Here is a 20,410-nt window from a genome sequence, read left to right as displayed (position 1 = left end):
CCCTGCTAGCCTCTTAATGAATCGTGAAAAATCATGCAACTTGCCCGATTATTCCGACACTAACCAACATCACTCATTAAGGAACGTAGGAAATGGAATCTGCCAAAGAGCACCAAGGCCGCATTCTGCTGGTCGACGATGAGTCCGCCATCCTGCGTACATTCCGCTATTGCCTCGAAGACGAGGGTTACACCGTCGCCACCGCTAACAGTGCCGCTCAAGCCGATGCCCTGTTGCAGCGCCAAGTATTCGATGTGTGCTTTTTGGACCTGCGCCTGGGCGAAGACAATGGCCTGGATGTGTTGGCCCAAATGCGTATTCAAGCGCCGTGGATGCGTGTGGTGATTGTGACCGCCCACTCTGCGGTCGACACGGCCGTGGACGCGATTCAGGCAGGCGCCGCCGACTATCTGGTCAAACCGTGCAGCCCGGATCAACTGCGACTGGCCACGGCCAAGCAACTGGAAGTGCGCCAACTGTCCGCTCGCCTCGAAGCCCTTGAGGGTGAAGTGCGTAAGCCCAAGGACGGCCTTGATTCTCATAGTCCGGCGATGATGGTGGTACTGGAGACAGCCCGCCAAGTGGCTGGCACGGATGCCAACATCCTGATTCTGGGTGAGTCCGGCACCGGTAAGGGTGAACTCGCCCGGGCAATTCATGGTTGGAGCAAACGGGCGAAAAAGTCCTGTGTGACGATTAACTGCCCCTCCTTAACCGCCGAGCTGATGGAAAGCGAGCTGTTCGGTCACACCAAAGGTGCGTTCACCGGGGCTAGTGAAAGTACCCTGGGCCGGGTTAACCAGGCCGATGGAGGTACGTTGTTCCTCGACGAAATCGGTGATTTCCCGCTGGCTTTGCAGCCAAAGCTGCTGCGATTTATTCAGGACAAAGAATACGAACGCGTGGGCGACCCCGTGACGCGCCGCGCCGATGTGCGCATTCTGGCGGCCACCAACCTCAACCTTGAAGACATGGTGCGCGATGGCCGCTTCCGTGAAGACTTGCTCTACCGCCTGAACGTCATCACTTTGCACTTGCCACCGTTGCGTGAGCGCAGCGAAGACATCCTCACGCTGGCGGACCGCTTTCTTGCACGTTTCGTTAAAGAGTATGCACGCCCTGCCCGCGGCTTCAGCGAAGAAGCCCGCTTGGCGCTGGCGAACTACCGTTGGCCGGGCAACATTCGTGAACTGCGCAACGTGGTGGAGCGCGCGAGCATTATTTGCCCGCAGGAAGTGGTTGAGGTGAGCCACTTGGGCATGGCCGAGCAAACCATCCCGAACGCCCCGCGCATTGGTGCAGCGTTAAGTCTCGACCAGTTGGAGAAGGCACACATCGGCGCCGTGCTGGCCACCAGTGACACCCTCGACCAAGCGGCCAAAACCCTGGGCATTGACGCGTCCACGCTGTATCGCAAACGCAAGCAGTACAACTTGTGAGCAGGCCGCGATGAAACTCGCTATCAAGCTGCGAACACGCCTGTTTCTGAGCATCTCAGCGCTGATCACGGTCGCGCTGATGGGATTGGTGCTCGGCGTATTCGGCGTGATGCAAATGGCTAAAACCCAGGAAGCCTTGATCCGCAACAACTTCATCACCCTTGATCTGGGTTTGAAGTTGCGCCAGACGTTGGGCGACCAATTGATTCTGATGTTGCACAACGAGCCTGACACAGTGGCGCTCAAAGCCTCGTCCGAGCAGTACATGAAGTTGCTCGAAGAAGGCATTGCGCATGAACAAAAAAACAATCTGCCCAGCGGTTTTATCCGGGCGCGGGCCGACTACCAAAGCTTTTTAGAGGCCTTTAACCAGCCGCATCACAGGGGTATCAACCTCAGCAACGACAACGATCTCACCACACGTTTCAATGCGTTGCGTAACGGGCTGATTGATGAGCATCGTAAAGCGCTGGAAAGCATCAACCATGCCCAAGCCCAGGCACGCGACCGGGCACTGGTGATTGCGACGGTGCTGGGCCTGGTGGGTGTTGCGGTATTGATCATTGGCTTTATCACGGCGCACGGTATTGCCCGACGTTTTGGCGCCCCCATCGAGGCGCTGGCCAAAGCGGCGGACAACATTGGCAAAGGTAACTTTGAAGTGGTGTTGCCGCTCTCCTCGGCCACCGAAATGAACCTGCTGACGCGGCGTTTCGGCATTATGGCCGAAGCGTTGCGCCAGCATCAGGCCACCAACGTGGACGAGTTGCTCGCCGGTCAGCAACGCTTGCAGGCCGTGCTCGACAGTATTGATGACGGCTTGCTGATGATTGATCAACAAGGTCGCCTCGAACACTTGAACCCAGTGGCACAGCGCCAGTTGGGCTGGGACGAAGCGCGGTTGGGACAGACATTGGGTGAAGCCTTGCAACGGCCCGAACTCGATCAACAACTGCTGACGGTCTTGCGCGGTGGGAGCCTGGAGCGTTTGCCCGAGGACCTGAGCGTGGATATCGAAGGTGAAACGCGCTTGTTGACGTATAGCCTGACCCCGGTCAGTCAACCCAAAGGGCCGATTCTGGGTGCGGTCATGGTGCTGCATGACGTGACCGAGCAGCGCGCATTTGAGCGCGTGCGCAGTGAGTTTGTGTTGCGCGCCTCTCACGAACTGCGCACGCCGGTCACCGGTATGCACATGGCATTCGGGCTGTTTATGGAGCGGGCGCGCTTTGACCCGCAATCGCGCGAAACCGACTTGCTCAACACGGTCAACGAAGAAATGCAGCGGCTGATGCAGCTGATTAACGACCTGCTGAATTTTTCTCGTTACCAGAACGGCATGCAAAAACTGACGTTGGCACCTTGCGACCTGCAAGAAATGCTCGAACAGGCGCGCGCACGCTTCGCTGATCGGGCGGTGGCAAAAGATGTCGAGATCCTGATTGACCTGCAACCGCCATTGCCGCGCTTGAATGCCGATCAGGCCCAGCTTGAACGCGTTCTGGACAATTTGATGGATAACGCCCTGCGCCACACCGCGATTGGTGGGCAAATTCGCTTGCAGGCCCGGCGTCATGGCGAACGCGTGATCATCAGCGTTGAGGACAATGGCGAAGGCATCGCGTACAGCCAGCAAGGCCGGATCTTCGAGCCCTTCGTGCAAGTAGGACGCAAAAAGGGCGGCGCGGGCCTTGGCCTGGCCTTGTGCAAGGAAATTGTGCAGCTGCACGGCGGACGAATCGGCGTGTACTCGCGTCCTGCTCAGGGGACGCAGTTTTATATGGCGCTGCCGTTATAGGCGTGGCTCACACCTGATCTTCTGCGCGGCGTGGGCCTTGTCGGCGCCCGCCGGTGATGCGCTCGCGAAATTGGTGGGCGTTCAACGGTTTGTCGAACAGCCAGCCTTGGCCATAGCGCACGCCCTCACTGCGCAGCAATTGTGCCTGGTACTCGTGCTCAATCCCTTCGGCAATCACTGTCAGGTTCAGTGCGTGCGCCATGCGAATAATGTGCGGCGCCACTCCGCTGCTGGCCGCGTCATAACCCAGCGCATCAATAAACGCCTTGTCGATCTTCAGGCAGTCCACCGGCAAGGTTTGCAGGTAAGCCAGGCTGCTGTAACCGGTGCCAAAGTCATCAATGAGAATCCGGTGCCCTTCGTCTCGCAGGGCCTGAAGCTTGAGCTTTGCGATTTCTACATCAACCATGCCGCGCTCAGTGACTTCAAACGCGATCTGTCGGGGCGCCACGTCATGCAGGGCCAGCAAGCGCGCTACCACCTTGCCGATGCGCGGGACCATCACGTCGCACGCTGACAGGTTGATGGACACATACAGCTGCGGGTTGGCCCTTAACAGCGGGCCGAGTTGTTCCAGTGTGCGTTGCAGGACGAAATCGGTCAGCTGGCGGATCTGCCCGGTGCTTTCGGCCACGGGAATAAACAGCTCGGGGCTGGTCATCGTGCCATCCGCATGCCGCCAGCGAATCAGCGCTTCTGCGCCCACGCACTGGCGCGTGTTGAGGTCAACAATGGGCTGATAATGCACCGTGAATTCGCCCCGGCGCAGAGCGCCCTGCAACTCCCCGCCCAAGGATTGACGCTGGCGTGCCATATGCAAGGCCAGCGCGCCCAGGCACAGGGCGATCAATAGAATGCCTGGCAACATCCACCCCAGCTGCGACAGGTACTGCGAGGTGTCGGCACGCGGCATGCTCAACACCAATTGGTAATCTGAATTGTCGGTGGGCAAGCGATAGAGCACGCGATAGTCAGTGACGACCACCTCTCCATCGCTCGGCGGCCAACCGGGGCTGGGCGGCCAATCCTGTGCTTGCCCCAACACCGGCAGCGCCCGCTGATCATCATCGACCACCACCAGCAAGCTCCCGCCGGGCGGCAGATCGACCGCATCACTCAAATGCCCGCGAGATGTCGTCACCTCGAAGTCGCCACGGCCCAGCATCAAGCCGGCCAGGTTGTCGTCGGGTTGTTCAGCGGTGTTCAGCCAATAGCGATAGACCGGCCCTTTGATATCGGGCTCACGGCCCGGCGAAGGCGTCAGGCTGAGGTTCGCAGGCCAGTTGGAGCAGACCTGCGTGCCGTCATAGAAGATGGCTTCATAAATGAAGCGGTACTTGAAGCTGGTCTTTTGCAGCTGCGAGGTCATCAACGGGCTGCATTCGCGCAGCGGTTGCTTGTTCAAGTCGTCCAGCCCTCTGCGAAGCTGGGTGAACAACTGTTCGAGCCGTTCAAGCAAGCGCTCGCCATCCACACTCATCCGTTCGCGCTCACGCTGGTGCACTTGCTGCATGACGACGGGGACACTCAGCGCCAATAAAAAGCTGGCACTGAGTAACGTCGCGACAATCGCCAGCGACCAAGGGCGATACAGCCGGTTACGTACACGCTTGATAAATGTGCGCGGCGTTCTGCGTCCTGGCACCAATCCTTGCTCCTGATAACGTGCTGACGGTGGCTGGGGCTTTCACTGCTGTTATTTGGCGGTGTTTAACACCTTCAAAATAGCTGCACTTTCGGCATCCGGGGTGCCATCGAAACGGGTGGGGCGAAAATGCATTTGAAACGCAGCCAATACGTGCCGTGTAGCGACGTCAAGCTCACCGGTTTGCGGGGTTTCGTAACCCAGTAACGCTAACTGTTGTTGAAACCAGGTGATGCTCGGCAATTGATTGGCATACAGCGCTTGCTCGCGGGCGACGGCTTGCGCATTTGGCCAAACGCCAAAACCGGCTTGTGCCAGTCGTTGCCACGGGAACAGCGGTCCCGGATCAAGTTTGCGCAGCGGAGCAATATCGCTGTGACCAATGATGTTATGCGGGTCAATTTTGTAGCGCGTGGAGATGTCTTTGAGCAAGACGATCAAGGCTTGAATTTGACCTTCGGTGTACGGATACCAAACCCGACCCTGGGGCGTATCACGGAAACCCTTGTTGACGATTTCGATCCCGATGGAGCTTGAGTTCAACCAGGTACGGCCCTTCCATTGGCTTTCGCCCGCATGCCAGGCGCGCTGGTTTTCATCCACCAGTTTGTAAAGCGTCGGCGGCGTGTCACCAATCAGGTAATGGCTGCTTACGGGGCCGTGGGTCAGCAGTTCGAGGGAGTGCTCAAGAGACGTCGAGGTGTAATGCAGCACAATAAATTGCACACGGCTGTCATGGTTGACCGAAGGATGGCGGGTGTCCATGCGCGGTCCGCTGGCGCAACCGGCCAACAGCAGGAAAGATAAGACAGAAACTAAGATTTTCATGGGCAGGGCAGCACTGGCAATTATTTACGCGCCAGCATACCTCACTGAGTTACCCGTGAGCGCAAACATAATGCCCCTGTCCGCGTGCAGACAGAGGCAATGATTATTGGCCGCACACCAGATAAAAACTCATGGATGAGTCGCCGGCAGGCTGGTTTAAACCCAGCATAAGCCCAATCACATTGACTTCACTTTTTGTGGGCTTGCTTGATAACTTTGCGATGCCGTGAAGGGTGTGTTCATAACTGGAGTAATCATAAGTTGAAACGTTGCAATAGGCCGGTGCCTTTTTAAATGCGGAGGGCATTAACTTGACGTTGTAAAGGGCTGCGTAATCCTCTTGATTGGTATGTTCTACCGTCGCGATCCACTGCGGTGTTTGAGTCAAAACGGTGCCGTCTTTATTTATTGTTGCTGTGTAGGTACGGGGATGACTGGCCGCCTGAACAGACAGGCTGCCTAATATAAAACTTAGTACGGAGACTAGAGCAATGAGCGCTTTCATAACATTCCCTTGAAATTTGTACACGCTACTGACAGCGGGAATCGTCCCGGGACTGTTGGTCAGGGGCTGCTTAACACAACCGGCAGGACTCTGAGCGGTTTATGGGGTTGAAGACAGTGTGGGTGGCTGAGCCGGTGCAATCACATTGCACCGCTTCCATTTACAGGTAAGTAGGCATACTCATGAGCGTCAAGTGAGCGACTGGAATAATGATTGAGATTGATAAAAAGCGAAGAAGGCTACATTCATGGACTCAATAAACTACCGGGCTGCCTGAAAACTACGACAGCTTCATTGAGTAAAGGGCACTACGCCAATGGTCTTGGCTCTAATGTGCCGTCTTAGAATGATGGGGGCCGCTCGCCAGCGGGACTGTTCAATGTGAGGGTTGACCACTTGCGCATTACTACCAGCGCGCTGACGCTGGTTGGCTGCTTGAACGCGGCATCTCAGCCCTGCCAGGGCTTCTGAGGCTGCGCAGCAGGAGGACAGGTGACGCACCGGCCCCGGTAAATCACCGACACCGGTGGCTATACATCGAGCCATAATCACTCGCGTTCTAGTTGCTGGCCTGGTCCGACGTAGAGCGCAGTGGCTAATTATGAATTCACTAGGGGGCTTTATAATCAAATTCAATAAAGCCATTTAGAAGGTTGTAACCTTTGTTGTGTAATGCTGAAAAGGTGATGGTGAATTTTTCGTTACGCTGGAATGATATCGAGCCGGTATGATCAGACGAAAAGAACTCTTGGCCCAAAACACGCCCTATTACGATGCCTTTTTTGCCTTCGCTGGACTCTCTCGAATTTATAACTTGGTATTGGCCGTCAGCGTAGTCGTTTGGAATACTGGCGGCTAGCCAGAATCTATGTTCGGCGTACGTCACCACTATTTGAATAAGGTCGTCTGTATAGTCGATGCTTACATTATTTCCATGATAGAACTCATAAGGTTTATCTGGGCGGTTCCAGTCAAACCTGGCTGTCGCATTTTCAACGTTCTTTCCGGTGGGTTTAGTGGGAATAACAGTACTTTCCATCTCTGTATCCTCAATAAATTCAATGTTTAATCATGGTGTTGGTTACGTGTGCTCAGCGTCTAAGTGCAGCGGGATGTTTTACGCGCACAGGCAACCTTCGCATCTGCATGCGCCTTCTTTAATGATTGTTGAATAAAGTGAATTTCGAATTGCCCGAGTGGATTCACCTTATCGAATCCGATTTTCAACACCAGTGTGAAAGATTTTTTCGAACGTCGCACCTGTCAGAGTTGACAGGTTTTTGTTGTGTCTAGCGATTAATGGAGACGCTGATAGATCCGCAAACATTCAGCGGTTGTGCATTTCGCAGCGTGAAAAACATGGTAGTCGAGGTCAAGAGAGTCACAAGTGTTCCGGCGCCAGGGTGATGTTCAGAGGATCACGCGCAACCTTCGAGTGCTGGCTCACAGGGCACGTATGGCCGCTCAAACGGCGACCTTGGTTCTGAGACTGGCGATTCGCGTCGATCAATGACAAGCCCGCCCATCACTTAAGAGGGGTGCGTTTCTATGCAGTTACGGCCTTTGTTCTTGGCTCGGTACAGCGCTTCATCGGCGCGTTTAAGCACTTGATCACTGCGATCACCGGGCTTGAACGCTGCCAGACCGATAGACACCGTAACGGTGACCGGCTCACCTTTGAAGTGGAATGGGCACGCTTGAATCGCCGCGCGCAGTTTCTCGACCAACTGCAAGCCTATGGCCATCGAGGTATTGGGTATCAGCAACACAAACTCTTCACCCCCAAAGCGGGCAATGAAGTCTGTGGGACGCAGGCGTTTGCGCAGTTGCGTGGCGATGATCTTCAACACTTTATCGCCTGCTAAATGGCCATAGCCATCATTGATGCGCTTGAAGTGATCCAGGTCGAGCATGGCCACCAGCAGCAGGTTGCCGTGAAGTTGCCACTGTTCAACCTCATGGGCCAAACGCTCGCCCCAGGCCGCACGATTGGGCAAACCGGTAAGCGGGTCGATCAGGGCTTTTTGGCGCTGCTCTTCAAGGTGTTCACGGTAGCCCAGGGCCTCCTGCTCCATGTGCGCCACACGCTCGGCCAGCCCTTGCAGGTGCGCCGCGACTTCTTGTTCGCGTGCATCGCGCTGTTGCTGGTGCTGGTCCATTGTGCCCAACAGGCCTTCCAGGCGGCTTTCAAGGATGTGCTTGAGGCTGCTGAGGTCGCAGGCTTCTTGCACACTGCTTTGCAGGTCGTCGACGTGCTCGCGCATTTGGGTGTGCAAGTCATCGGCCGCCGTTCGGCCTTCTGCATGGCCTTCACTGGCGGCCTGGAGGTTGCCTTGGAACGACTCCAGGCGTTCGTTGAGTTGCTTGAGGTAAGCCTCGAACTCATGTTGACCGCTGTCAGTAATGGCCAGCATCAGCACGGCAAGATCATCGAGGATAGGGAGCAATTCGTACCAGTTAAGCCCTTTTTCAAGACGGCTGCGCATGGCTTCGGCTTGCGGTCGATGATGTTCGGGCAGCGAAAGGTCGCTCAACAGCCCCAGCAACGTGGATTCGATGTGGGTCGCGACCGAGCTGTAGGATGGCTCGGGCGTGCTTGGCAGCGCGTAAGTCGGGTCTTCTTCAAGTGGCTCAAGCTGATCAAGGTCAGCACGGCTGTCTTCTGGTGCTTGAGTTTGGCTGATATGCGCTTGCGCCAACGCGACCACTGACTCCAGCGCGCCTTGCGCACCATCGTCAACGGCATCCATCACCTCCTGCACGTCAACTGCCTGCACAGGTGAGGGGGGTTCCAGGGGGGGGAGCGATTTGATGTCGTCGTCAACGTGCGACAAGGGGAGGTTGTGCGGCTCTTGCGCTTCAACAACAGGCGGCGTCACGACCGGTTGAGGGGCCGTGTCTTGAGCAACCTCAATAGCAGCGGCTTGAACCGCAACCGCCTCATCGACAGGCTCGTGGTTCGCCACTGACACGACGACGGCTGCCGCCGCTTGCGGGGGTTGCACGGTGACAGGCTCTGGCACGGCTTTATCGGCTTCGCCACTGCCAAACAGACGCTGCAACAAGCCCGGTTTGGCGGGTTCTGCATTGTGCAGTTGCGGTGCCAGTGCCTGGCCCTGTAATTGGCTCAGTTCGCCCAGTAGCAGCGGTATTTCACGCGCCTGGGTGACGCGACTGTCGAGCTGCTTGGCGAATGTCTTAAGCGGTTTGCTGACTTCACGCGGTAACGGTAGCGCTTGCAGCTGAGTCACCAAGGTACTGAGCGCGGTACTGATTTGCTCAACCCGGGTTTCGCGGCGCTGCTCGGAGTCGAGCACGGCTTTTTCCAGGCGCGGCATCAATGCCGCCAATGCCGCGTCCATTTCGTCTGTGCGCACGGCCTCGCGCATTTCTTTCATGCATTGGTCGACTGTGCGGTCAGTGCCCTCGGCCGCCAAGGTGCTGCGCACCAAGCCGCGACGCAGTAAGTCGAGGCGGGCATTCCAGCGACGTTCGAGTTTTTCTTGTTGCTCGATACTTTTGAGGTACTTCTCTTTCCAGCGTTTTGCGTCGTCGGCGGTCATGCAAGGGGCTCACTGGCGGAAGGACTCAACACTGGCAGTGAATCTCCACCAATAGAGCCCGGCAAACGGATTTCAACCGCGACCGGCAAATGGTCTGAAATGGGCTGATCCAGCACTTGCACCCGTTCAAGGGTCAGGCTGGGGCTGAGCAAAATATGATCAAGGCAACGTTGCGGGCGCCAACTGGGGAAGGTGGCTTGCATTTGTGGCGCCAGCAAACCCAAATCCCGCAAAGGGGATGTTTGTAACAGATCACTGGCATGGGTGTTCATGTCGCCCATCAATACTTGGTGCTGATAACCACCAATCAGCTCGCGTACGTAGGCCAGTTGCAGGGTTCGGGTCTTGGCACCCAGCGCCAGATGCATCATGACCACGACCAGCGCGTCGGCACCTTCGCCAAAACGTACCAGAATAGCGCCACGACCAGCGGGGCCGGGCAGGGGATGATCCTCAATCGCGGTAGGTCGCAAACGGCTGAGCACACCATTGCTGTGCTGGGCCAGTCGACCAAGATTGCGATTGAGCTGCTGATACCAGTAAGGAAATTCGCCCTGTTGGGCCAGGTATTTAACCTGATTGATGTAGCCGGATCGGTGGCTGCCACCGTCCGCTTCTTGCAGAGCGACCAGATCGAAGTCGCTCAACAAGTCGCCAATTTTGTCCAGATTACCGGTCCGGCCTTTGTGTGGCAGCACGTGCTGCCAGCTGCGGGTCAGGTAGTGGCGGTAACTCTGGGTGCTGTTACCGACCTGGATATTGAAGCTGAGCAAACGCAAACGTCGATCATCCGACAGCCCGCTGGCCGCCAGATGATCCTCGTTAACCTGCGGTTCATGCAGGCCAACAATGCGCTCGCTTTTCCAGCGCCGCACGGGGGAGGGCGCCGCTTACTTCGCCGCCTTGGCTGCGCGCTCTTTGGCGATCAACTGGTCGGCCACGTTCAAGGCTTGCTCCGGGCCACCGGCAGTGCCGAGGTCGAAGCGATATTTGCCGTCGACGATCATGGTTGGAACGCCAGAAACTTCGTATTTCTTGGCAAGTTCTTTGGCTTTTGAGATTTGGCCCTTGATGGCGAATGAGTCAAAAGTGGCCAGGAATTTGTCTTTGTCCACGCCCTGAGTCGCGAGGAAGTCAGCCATGTCGTTTTTGTCGGTCAGGCGCTTGCCTTCTTTTTGAATCGCGTTGAAAACAGCTGAGTGAACCTTGTTCTCAACGCCCATCGCTTCAAGGGTCAGGAACATCTGACCGTGAGCGTCCCACGGACCACCGAACATGGCTGGAATGCGCACGAAATGCACGTCGGCAGGGAGTTTTTCCGCCCACGGATTGATCACCGGCTCAAACGAATAGCAATGCGGGCAGCCATACCAAAACAGCTCAACGACTTCGATCTTGCCAGGTTCGGCAACAGGAACGGGGTTGCTCAACTCAACGTACGTTTCACCTGCTACAAGCGGCACATCGGCGGCTTGAGCGGACATGCCAAACAGGCTGGCACTGACGAGAGCGGCGCTGAGGATCAGATTACGCATGCTTTACTCCTGGGCAAATAAGGTCGCAGTCACGTGACCTGTATTCAGACAGGTCCGTGCTGGCTTGAGTTCGGTAGTGTAACGGCAGATGCCATAAAAAAGGGCAGCCAAAGCTGCCCTTTTAAACTCACATGCAAGGATTAAACGATCGTTAACGTTGCCAAAAGCGTCAAGCCCTGGCGGTACCGACCGTTTTTGCCTTAGTGCAGGCCTTGAATGTATTGGGCCAGTGCTTTGATGTCCTTGTTGCTCAGCTTGGCCGCGATGGTGCGCATGGTCATCGCGTCGCCGTCGTTGGTACGGTCGCCTTCGCGGAAGTCTGTCAGTTGTTTCTCGATGTAGCTGGCGTGCTGGCCACCCAGATGCGGGAAACCGGCAGGTGCATTGCCTTGACCATCGGGCGAATGGCAGCCGGTGCAAGAAGGCAGACCTTTCTCGACGTCCCCACCACGGAACAACGCCTGGCCACGCTCGACCAGTGCCGGGTCAGCTGCACCCACGCTGTTTTTCTGGCTGGAGTAGTAGGCCGCGATGTCAGCCAGGTCCTGATCGCTCAGGTTGGTCAGCAGGCCAGTCATTTCCAGGACCTGACGCTTGCCGTCCTTGATTTCGTGCAACTGCTTGAGCAGGTATTTATCACCTTGCCCGGCCAGTTTTGGGAAGTTTGGCGCCATGCTATTGCCGTCTGGACCGTGACAAGCGCCACACACAACGGTTTTTGCCTGACCGGCAGCAGCATCGCCCACAAGAGCAGTGCCTGCGGCCTGGGCAACACCGGTGACGCCCAAGGTCAACAGCAGACTCACGAGTAATTTGTTCATCAGCTAATCCAACTACGGCTAAGGGTTAAAGAGTTATGGGCCGGGTTTACTCATTCATCGCACGATGATCAATCGGTAAACCTCGACACTGCAGTCCATGCACAAACCACGCGGCGGCATCGCCTTGAAACCCTGGGGCACGTGTCGCACCAGCGCTTCCATACCCTGCTCTCTAGCTGGCTCCAGGCTTTGCGACGACCGGTTTCGGCTCGGTTGGCAACTGGCCAGTATGGCAGGCAATACAAACGCGGTTGTACACGGCTTCCGGATCCTGTGTAGCCTGAGCGCTATTCACGGCATCAAGATACCGGCAGCTAGCAGCCATTTCGTCATAAAACGACCTTTTCAGGGTTGGGAGCTTGCTGCGTTCTAATGCGCAACCTAGGTCTATCGCTCCCGTGTACTTCATCCTACGCTGGGACAAAGCGCACACAAAATCTGCGGCATTATATACTGGCGCCACTGAAACGGAAACGACACGCTCGCCGCGTCCATTCCTGACGCCGCTCACATCGGAAATCCCATGCAACTCAAGAACCCCATCCTCGGCCTGTGCCAACAGGCTACCTTCATGCTCAGCGCTGCCAAAGTCGATCAATGCCCTGACGACGAGGGCTTTGAAGTCGCCTTTGCCGGGCGTTCCAACGCCGGTAAATCCAGCGCCCTGAACACGTTGACCCACGCCAGCCTGGCGCGAACCTCAAAAACGCCGGGCCGTACTCAACTGCTCAACTTCTTCCAGCTCGATGAAGATCGTCGTCTGGTCGACTTGCCGGGTTACGGCTACGCCAAAGTGCCTATCCCGCTAAAAATGCACTGGCAGCGTCACCTTGAAGCGTATTTCGGCAGCCGGGAAAGTCTCAAAGGCGTCATTTTGATGATGGATATTCGTCATCCAATGACCGATTTCGACCTGTTAATGCTCGACTGGACCGTCTCCAGCGGCATGCCGATGCATATTTTGATGACCAAAGCCGACAAACTGACGTACGGCGCTGCGAAAAATACCCTGCTCAAAATTCAGGCAGAAATTCGCAAGAAGTGGGGCGACAGCGTCACCATCCAGTTGTTCTCCACCCCTAAGCGCATGGGCCTGGAAGAGGCGTACACCGTGCTCGCCAAATGGATGGAATTGCCTAATAAAGGCGAAGAAGAGACCGGCGAGTAACAAATCGCAGGCAAAAAAACCCCCGGACTTCGTATGGGGAGGGGGAAGTTCGGGGTTCAAGTACTGAACCGCTAGGGCGGGGTTCAGAATTCTGCCAACACTTAACACAACATTAGGAGCATTGAAGGGCTTCACCACCCATTCAGTAGATCTGAGTGGTGAAGGCAGATTTAGTTCAAAACGCCTAAAAACGATTTGATCTAAGCCCATACCCTTTACAACTAATGGCATATTGCCTGCGACTATTGGCCGCAGGCTTTTCGCACTGTTAGTGCGCTTGATCCCAGTTGTTGCCCACGCCGACTTCAACCACCAGCGGCACGTCGAGCTTGGCCGCTTCGCTCATGTGCTTGCGCACTTCGTCGCGTACCTGGTCCACCAGGTCTTCGCGCACCTCCAGCACCAATTCATCGTGTACCTGCAAGATGACGCGTGCATCGAGGTCAGAGGCGCTCAACCAGTTATCCACAGACACCATGGCTTTCTTGATGATGTCTGCTGCCGTGCCTTGCATCGGCGCGTTGATCGCTGTGCGTTCAGCACCTTTGCGCAGCGCAGGGTTTTTGGCGTTGATCTCTGGCAAGTAGAGGCGACGACCAAAAATGGTCTCGACGTAACCTTGCTCGGCTGCTTGAGTCCGCGTGCGCTCCATGTAGTCCAATACGCCGGGATAACGTGCGAAATAGCGGTCGATGTACGCCTGCGACTGTTTGCGGTCGACACCAATCTGCTTGGCCAAGCCAAACGCGCTCATGCCGTAAATCAGGCCGAAGTTGATCGCCTTGGCACTGCGCCGCTGATCGGTCGTGACGTCAGCCAATTCAACACCGAAGACTTCGGCAGCCGTGGCGCTGTGCACGTCAAGGTTATTACGGAAGGCATGCAGTAAACCTTCGTCCTTGGCCAGGTGGGCCATGATCCGCAATTCAATTTGCGAATAGTCCGCTGCTAACAGCTTGTAGCCTTTAGGCGCCACGAACGCCTGACGAATGCGACGCCCTTCCGCCGTGCGAATCGGGATGTTTTGCAGGTTAGGATCGCTGGACGACAAGCGCCCGGTCGCCGTGACTGCTTGGTGATAGGACGTGTGAATCCGGCCTGTGCGCGGGTTGATTTGCTCTGGCAGGCGATCGGTGTAGGTGCTTTTCAGCTTGCTCATCGAGCGGTACTGCATCAGCACTTTAGGCAGCGGGAAGTCTTGCTCGGCCAACTCCGCGAGCACGGCTTCGGCGGTGGATGGCTGACCTTTTGCGGTTTTGCTGATAATCGGCAAACCCAGCTTTTCGTACAGGATCACCCCCAATTGCTTAGGTGAGCTGAGGTTGAATTCTTCGCCTGCAATCTCAAATGCCTCACGCTCAAGCGCGACCATTTTGTCGCCCAGCTCAACGCTCTGCACGCCCAGCAGCTTGGCATCCACCAGCGCGCCTTGGCGCTCAATGCGCGCCAACACAGGCACCAGCGGCATTTCAATGTCCGTCAGTACGCTGTTCAACGTTGGGATGGCGGCCAGTTTTTCGTGCAGCGTGTTGTGCAAGCGCAGCGTCACGTCCGCGTCTTCGGCTGCGTAGGGGCCAGCCTGCTCCAACGAAATCTGGTCGAAGGTCAGTTGTTTGGCACCTTTACCCGCGATGTCCTGAAAACTGGTGGTGGTGTGACCCAAGTACTTGAGCGCCAGGCTGTCCATATCATGGCGCGTGGCAGTGGAATCGAGTACGTACGATTCAAGCATCGTGTCGAAGGCAACGCCTTGCACCATGATCCCGCACGCCTGATCGCCACCGATGGCGCAGTTGGCCAGGATATTGATATCAAATTTGGCGTGCTGGCCGACTTTGGCTTTGTTTGGGTCTTCAAGCAGGGGCTTGAGCGCGAGCAACACCGTGTCCCGGTCCAACTGCTCAGGCACGCCCATGTAGGAATGCGTCAGCGGAATGTAGGCTGCCTCGCCCGGTTTGACTGCGAACGATATGCCTACCAGTTGAGCTTGCTGAGCGTCCAGCCCGGTGGTCTCGGTGTCAAAGGCGATCAGCTTGGCGGCCTGCAACTTCTTCAGCCATACATCGAAACGGGCCTGATCGAGGAGGGTTTCGTACTGGGATTGAGCTTCAGCCACCACCACCGGCGCTTCCTGGGTAATCACCTGCCCGGCACGCTTGGCTTCACGCTCGACGTCGGCAATCCAGCTTTTGAATTCCAGTACGGTGTACAGCTCAATCAGCTTTTCACAATCGGGGGCCTTGAGGTGCAGGTCGTCAAGGCCGATATCCAGCGGCACATCTATTTTGATCGTGGCCAATTGATACGACAAAAATGCCATTTCTCGGTGTTCTTCGAGTTTGGCCGGCAAATTTTTAGCGCCGCGAATCGGTAACGTCGGCACGATATCGAGCTTCTCGTACAAGTCCGCCAGGCCGCCGCCTACACCTACCAGCAAGCCAGATGCTGTCTTCGGCCCAATGCCCGGCACGCCAGGGATGTTGTCGGACGAGTCGCCCATCAGTGCGAGGTAATCAATGATCTGCTCCGGCGAAACGCCGAACTTCTCTTTGACGCCTTCAATGTCCAGCACACTGCCGGTCATGGTGTTGACCAGCGTGATGTGGCCATCGACCAGTTGCGCCATGTCCTTGTCGCCGGTCGAGATCACCACCGGGCGGTCGGCTGCGGCGCTGCTGCGCGCCAGCGTACCGATCACATCGTCGGCCTCAACGCCCTCAACGCACAACAACGGGAAGCCCAGCGCGATCACGCTGGCATGCAACGGCTCGATTTGCACCCGCATGTCATCGGGCATGCTGGGGCGATTAGCCTTGTATTGGGCGTACATGTCATCGCGAAATGTACCGCCCTTGGCATCGAAAACGACCGCAAATGGGCTGTCCGGATACTGCTTGCGCAGGCTTTTCAGCATGTTCAGCACGCCCTTCACGGCACCTGTCGGCAGGCCCTTGGACGTGGTCAGCGGTGGCAGCGCGTGGAAAGCGCGATACAGATATGAAGAACCGTCCACCAGGACGAGGGGTGCTTGGCTCATGAGCAGGATCAACCTTTTCGGCGAGTCCGGCGCTAGAATGCCCGGACCAATGACGACAAAGGGACAAGGTTATCATGCGCACACTTAATCGCCTGTTGCTCACCGGCTTGATTGCAGCCATTCCGCTGGTAACCTTTGCGGCCGATGACGCAACTGGCGCGGAGCCAGAGGTCACCATTCGCACGGAAGGCGATAAAACCATTCAGGAGTACCGTCAAAACGGTTTCCTATATGCCATCAAGGTCACCCCAAAAGGAGCGCCGCCGTACTTTTTAGTGCGTGCTGATGGTACTGATGCCAATTTCATCCGCTCCGACCAGCCGGATATGCTGATTCCTTCGTGGAAAATCTTCGAATGGAAGTAGCGTCTTAACTTTAATCGGCGCCGCACGCCTGCGGCGCCCGTACTGGCAGTTTTAAACCATGTCTGTTTTCACGCAACTGGCTCGTCCCGAGCTGGAAACCTTTCTTGCACCTTATGGGCTCGGCCGACTGCTGGATTTTCAGGGGATCGCCGCGGGTAGCGAAAACACCAACTATTTCATTAGCCTGGAGAAGGGCGAATACGTCCTGACTCTGGTTGAGCGTGGTCCTATCAATGAAATGCCGTTCTTTATTGAACTGCTGGATGTGCTGCACGACGCGGATTTACCCGTGCCCTATGCGCTGCGTACCCAAGACGGGCAGGCCCTGCGCGAATTGAAAGGCAAGCCCGCGCTGCTTCAACCACGCCTGGCGGGCAAGCACATTCGCCTCGCCAACGCTCAGCACTGCACGCAAGTGGGTGAATTGCTCGGGCATCTGCATTTAGCGACCCGTGACAAAGTGCTGGAGCGCAAAACCGACCGTGGACTAGACTGGATGCTGGCCGAAGGCCCTGCGCTGAAAGCGGACCTGGCCCCCGAATCCGCCGACCTGCTGCAAAAAGCGCTCGACGAAATGACCGCGCGCAAAGCGCACATTTTGGCGCTGCCACGGGCTAATTTGCACGGTGATCTGTTTCGCGATAACGCCATGTTTGAAGGGACACACCTGACCGGGCTGATCGACTTTTACAACGCCTGCTCAGGCCCGATGCTGTACGACGTGGCCATTGCCCTGAATGATTGGTGCGCAGACGACGCAGGCAACATCGACGCCCCACGTGCCCGCGCCTTGCTGGGTGCTTATGCGGCGTTGCGCCCATTTACGGCCAGCGAGGCCGAGCTGTGGCCCACTTTGTTGCGCGTCGCCTGTGTGCGCTTCTGGCTATCGCGCTTGATCGCCGCACACGCCTTTGCCGGCCAGGACGTGCTGATTCATGACCCAGGCGAGTTTGAACAACGGTTGGCCGCTCACCAAAAGGTCAGCATCCAGTTGCCGTTTGCGCTGTAAATTGCGCCACGCCGCTTGAAGTTACACAGGTGCTGCGGGCTGTAGTGTCGCCCGCAGATCTTCATCCCAATCCCCAACATCAGGTGGGGTCCGTTCCAGCAGGCGCGGGCTTTACTGACTTTTTGGTTATTAATAAATAGCTTCTTATTCCTTAGCGAATCTAAAAACCCTCCCTATACTGGCCCGGTAACGCACACAAAGCAGGAGGCGCACACCCATGGGCAACGAGTCGATTCGCTATTTGATAGTGCCGGGCTGGCAAGGTTCTGCCGACGATCATTGGCAAACCCACTGGCAGAACAGCCTGCCCAACGGTGCCCGTGTGGAGCAGGCCAACTGGTTGACGCCACGGCGCGAAGACTGGATTGCGGCGCTGGCCGAAGCCATTGCGGCCGACAGCACGCCGGTGATTCTGATCGCACACAGCCTGGGGTGCATCACGGTGGCTCATTGGGCCGAACGCGCACCTGCCAGCCTGTTAAGCCAGGTACGCGGCGCGCTTTTGGTGGCTCCGGCCGATGTCGAACGGCCTGCCTGCGCGCCTGCCCTGCGCAACTTTGCACCCATCCCGACGAGCGTTTTGCCGTTCCCGAGCCAGATTGTCAGCTCCGACAACGACGCCGCTGTCAGCGCCCCGCGGGCGTTGGAATTTGCTCGCAACTGGGGCGCCGAAGTCGGAATTATCAGCGGTGCTGGCCACATCAACGTCAAGTCCGGGCATCAGCGCTGGGAGCAAGGCTTCGCCTTCCTGTATCGCCTGCAAACCCGCATCGAGCACGACGCCCTCCGCCGCGCGTGAATTATTTGTAACGCCCGCGCCCACCCTTCGGCGGCGGGCGGGAGCCTGCCATGAGCCTGCACGAAACCTTTGGTCAGCCGCTTTTGACCTTTCCCGACGCTGAAAAAAGCCCGCTCAGCATCCGCGCCAAGGCGCTGGTGTTTGTCGACCCGCGTTCACGCCAACTGCGTAACGATCTGGAACTGTTGGCGCCGCGTGCGCTGCCCGTGCTGATCCGTGGCGAAACCGGCAGCGGCAAAGAGTTGCTCGCCCGCCACATTCACCGCGCCAGCGACCGCACCGGCCTGTTTGTATCGGTCAACTGCGGGGCGATCAGCCCGACGTATGCCGACGCCGAGTTGTTTGGATACGCTGCCGGCGCCCACAGCAGCTCGGCCAGCAGCCGTGCCGGGTGGTTCGGATCGGCCAATGGCGGCACCTTGTACCTGGATGAAATCGGGGACTTGCCACTGGCCATTCAGACCAAGTTATTGGCCGCGCTGGAAACCCATGAAGTTACCCGCGTGGGCGCGCATCAACCGAGTCCGGTGGATGTGCGCTTAGTCGCGGCCACCAGCATTGATCTGGCGCAGGCCGTGGCAGCAGGCAAGTTCCACGAACGGCTGTATCACTATTTAAGCGAAGGGCGACTGGACTTGCCCGCGTTGCGCGAGCGGCCGGGGGATATTTTGTCGCTGGCTGAATACTTTTTGGGCATCTACAGCCAGCGACTGAACCTCGCCGTGCCGTTTATCAGCGAGCGCGCCCAACGGGTATTGGAGCGTCACAGCTGGCCGGGCAACACCCGCGAGCTGGAGAACGTGATCCATTTTGCGTTGTTGGTGAGTACGGGGGAGGAGATTGAACCCGAGCACTTGAATCTGCCGGATGCACTGAGCCAGATCGCCTTGTTTATCAAAGGGGCAACGGCGCAGGAGCTGGCAGCGCTTAAAGACCTGCTTTAAAGAGTGGCGACTTGCAAGTGAACAAAATGGAATAAGAAGCTGAATAAATATTATTGTTCGGGAATAAAGAATCTCGGTATTGTCCGCAGCGTCTTCACATAAAAACCGTCATCCGAACGGTCACTCGCACTAGGGGCATTGCATGAAAAAGGTTCTGTTGTTTACCGCACTGGCGGCTGCTTTGACGGCAGGCCTGGCACAGGCTAACGAGAAACTGGTGGTCGCCGCGACCCCGGTTCCCCATGCTGAAATCCTTGAACTGATCAAGCCGACCCTCGCCAAAGAAGGCGTGGATCTGGAAATCAAGGTCTTCACTGATTACGTGCAACCCAACGTGCAAGTCGATCAAAAGCGCCTGGACGCCAACTACTTCCAGACCCTGCCGTACCTCAAAAGCTTCAATGAAGGTAAAGGCACTGATCTGGTGACCGTGATTGGCGTTCATGTTGAACCGTTCGGTGGCTACTCCAAGAAAGTTAAATCTTTGAGCGAACTCAAAGACGGCGCCACCATTGCGATCCCGAACGAGGGCAGCAACAGCGGCCGTGCGTTGATCCTGCTGCAAAAGGCCGGCCTGATCGAGTTGAAAGACCCGAAAAACGCTGTCGCCACACCCAAGGACATCGCTAAAAACCCGCACAACTTCAAGTTCAAGGAGCTTGAGTCCGCCATGCTGCCTCGTGTTCTGGATCAGGTTGATTTGGACATGATCAACACCAACTACGCGCTGGAAGCGGGCCTGAACCCGGCCACCGACGCGTTGATCATTGAAGGCGCTGACTCGCCCTACGTGAACTTCCTGGTTGCACGCCCAGACAACAAAGACAGCGACGCCATCCAGAAACTGGCCAAAGCCCTGACCAGCCCTGAAGTAAAAGCGTTCATTGCTCAAAAATACAAAGGTGCCGTGCTGCCCGCGTTCTAAACCCGCGCTGCTTCACTGTAAACGCCGAC

General features: G+C 56.9%; 17 protein-coding genes and 1 pseudogene. 8 read left to right on the top strand and 10 right to left on the bottom strand.

Annotation, left to right across the window (positions count from 1 at the left end):
* The first annotated feature begins 92 nt into the window (after positions 1-92).
* Both algB and AP059_RS20420 read left to right on the top strand, forming a co-directional pair.
* On the top strand, positions 93-1,439 hold the full coding sequence (gene algB / locus AP059_RS20425) for a sigma-54-dependent response regulator transcription factor AlgB (RefSeq protein WP_059765794.1): 1,347 nt from the start codon (positions 93-95) through the stop codon (positions 1,437-1,439).
* A 10-nt stretch (positions 1,440-1,449) separates the two neighbouring features.
* Complete coding sequence (locus tag AP059_RS20420; RefSeq protein ID WP_059765791.1) at positions 1,450-3,237, top strand: KinB sensor domain-containing domain; 1,788 nt, start codon at positions 1,450-1,452, stop codon at positions 3,235-3,237.
* Between the two features lie 7 nt (positions 3,238-3,244).
* On the opposite strand, the gene AP059_RS20415 is transcribed toward AP059_RS20420, so the two are convergent.
* The 9 genes and pseudogenes from AP059_RS20415 to AP059_RS20375 form a co-directional block, all read right to left on the bottom strand.
* A complete protein-coding gene (locus AP059_RS20415) occupies positions 3,245-4,882 on the bottom strand; it encodes an EAL domain-containing protein (protein ID WP_256209969.1) in 1,638 nt (545 codons plus the stop codon).
* 51 nt (positions 4,883-4,933) lie between these two features.
* On the bottom strand, positions 4,934-5,710 hold the full coding sequence (locus AP059_RS20410) for an N-acetylmuramoyl-L-alanine amidase (RefSeq protein ID WP_059765789.1): 777 nt from the start codon (positions 5,708-5,710) through the stop codon (positions 4,934-4,936).
* A gap of 103 nt (positions 5,711-5,813) precedes the next feature.
* Positions 5,814-6,215, bottom strand: coding sequence for a hypothetical protein (locus AP059_RS20405; RefSeq protein WP_059765787.1), 402 nt, complete (start codon positions 6,213-6,215; stop codon positions 5,814-5,816).
* A 610-nt stretch (positions 6,216-6,825) separates the two neighbouring features.
* Entirely contained in the window at positions 6,826-7,254 is a 429-nt protein-coding gene (locus AP059_RS20400) for a hypothetical protein (protein ID WP_059765785.1), read from the bottom strand.
* Between the two features lie 490 nt (positions 7,255-7,744).
* Positions 7,745-9,778, bottom strand: a complete 2,034-nt coding sequence (locus AP059_RS20395) for a GGDEF domain-containing protein (RefSeq protein ID WP_059765782.1) — start codon at positions 9,776-9,778, stop codon at positions 7,745-7,747.
* Positions 9,775-10,653: an endonuclease/exonuclease/phosphatase family protein gene (locus AP059_RS20390; protein WP_048402050.1), complete on the bottom strand. Its 879-nt coding sequence runs from the start codon at positions 10,651-10,653 to the stop codon at positions 9,775-9,777. The genes AP059_RS20395 and AP059_RS20390 overlap by 4 nt, the downstream gene beginning before the upstream one ends.
* Before the next feature lie 15 nt (positions 10,654-10,668).
* A complete protein-coding gene (gene dsbA / locus AP059_RS20385; RefSeq protein WP_059765780.1) occupies positions 10,669-11,313 on the bottom strand; it encodes a thiol:disulfide interchange protein DsbA in 645 nt (214 codons plus the stop codon).
* Positions 11,314-11,513: 200 nt separating this feature from the next.
* Positions 11,514-12,134: a c-type cytochrome gene (locus tag AP059_RS20380; RefSeq protein WP_048363923.1), complete on the bottom strand. Its 621-nt coding sequence runs from the start codon at positions 12,132-12,134 to the stop codon at positions 11,514-11,516.
* A gap of 54 nt (positions 12,135-12,188) precedes the next feature.
* Positions 12,189-12,467 (bottom strand): annotated as a pseudogene (locus AP059_RS20375) (c-type cytochrome).
* Positions 12,468-12,657: 190 nt separating this feature from the next.
* Here AP059_RS20375 and yihA point away from each other — a divergent pair.
* On the top strand, positions 12,658-13,302 hold the full coding sequence (yihA, locus tag AP059_RS20370; protein WP_048402049.1) for a ribosome biogenesis GTP-binding protein YihA/YsxC: 645 nt from the start codon (positions 12,658-12,660) through the stop codon (positions 13,300-13,302).
* A 268-nt stretch (positions 13,303-13,570) separates the two neighbouring features.
* Here yihA and polA read toward each other — a convergent pair whose 3' ends face one another.
* Positions 13,571-16,339 carry a DNA polymerase I gene (polA, locus tag AP059_RS20365; protein ID WP_059765777.1) on the bottom strand — a complete coding sequence of 923 codons (2,769 nt, stop codon included), beginning with the start codon at positions 16,337-16,339 and terminating at the stop codon, positions 13,571-13,573.
* Between the two features lie 74 nt (positions 16,340-16,413).
* Here polA and AP059_RS20360 point away from each other — a divergent pair, with 74 nt between their 5' ends.
* The 5 genes from AP059_RS20360 to AP059_RS20340 all read left to right on the top strand — a co-directional run bounded on the left by AP059_RS20360 (position 16,414) and on the right by AP059_RS20340 (position 20,381).
* Positions 16,414-16,704: a DUF2782 domain-containing protein gene (locus AP059_RS20360; protein WP_059765775.1), complete on the top strand. Its 291-nt coding sequence runs from the start codon at positions 16,414-16,416 to the stop codon at positions 16,702-16,704.
* A 58-nt stretch (positions 16,705-16,762) separates the two neighbouring features.
* Positions 16,763-17,713 (top strand): homoserine kinase, encoded by a 951-nt coding sequence (locus AP059_RS20355; protein ID WP_059765773.1) that lies wholly within the window; start codon positions 16,763-16,765, stop codon positions 17,711-17,713.
* 217 nt (positions 17,714-17,930) lie between these two features.
* Entirely contained in the window at positions 17,931-18,512 is a 582-nt protein-coding gene (locus AP059_RS20350) for an alpha/beta hydrolase (RefSeq protein WP_059765771.1), read from the top strand.
* Positions 18,513-18,562: 50 nt separating this feature from the next.
* A complete protein-coding gene (locus AP059_RS20345) occupies positions 18,563-19,456 on the top strand; it encodes a sigma 54-interacting transcriptional regulator (RefSeq protein WP_059765769.1) in 894 nt (297 codons plus the stop codon).
* A 142-nt stretch (positions 19,457-19,598) separates the two neighbouring features.
* Positions 19,599-20,381 (top strand): MetQ/NlpA family ABC transporter substrate-binding protein, encoded by a 783-nt coding sequence (locus AP059_RS20340; RefSeq protein ID WP_059765767.1) that lies wholly within the window; start codon positions 19,599-19,601, stop codon positions 20,379-20,381.
* Positions 20,382-20,410 lie beyond the last annotated feature (29 nt).

This window comes from Pseudomonas sp. TAA207 (assembly GCF_001529285.1).
GTDB lineage: Bacteria > Pseudomonadota > Gammaproteobacteria > Pseudomonadales > Pseudomonadaceae > Aquipseudomonas > Aquipseudomonas weihenstephanensis.
This window is presented reverse-complemented; position numbering and strand designations above follow the sequence as displayed.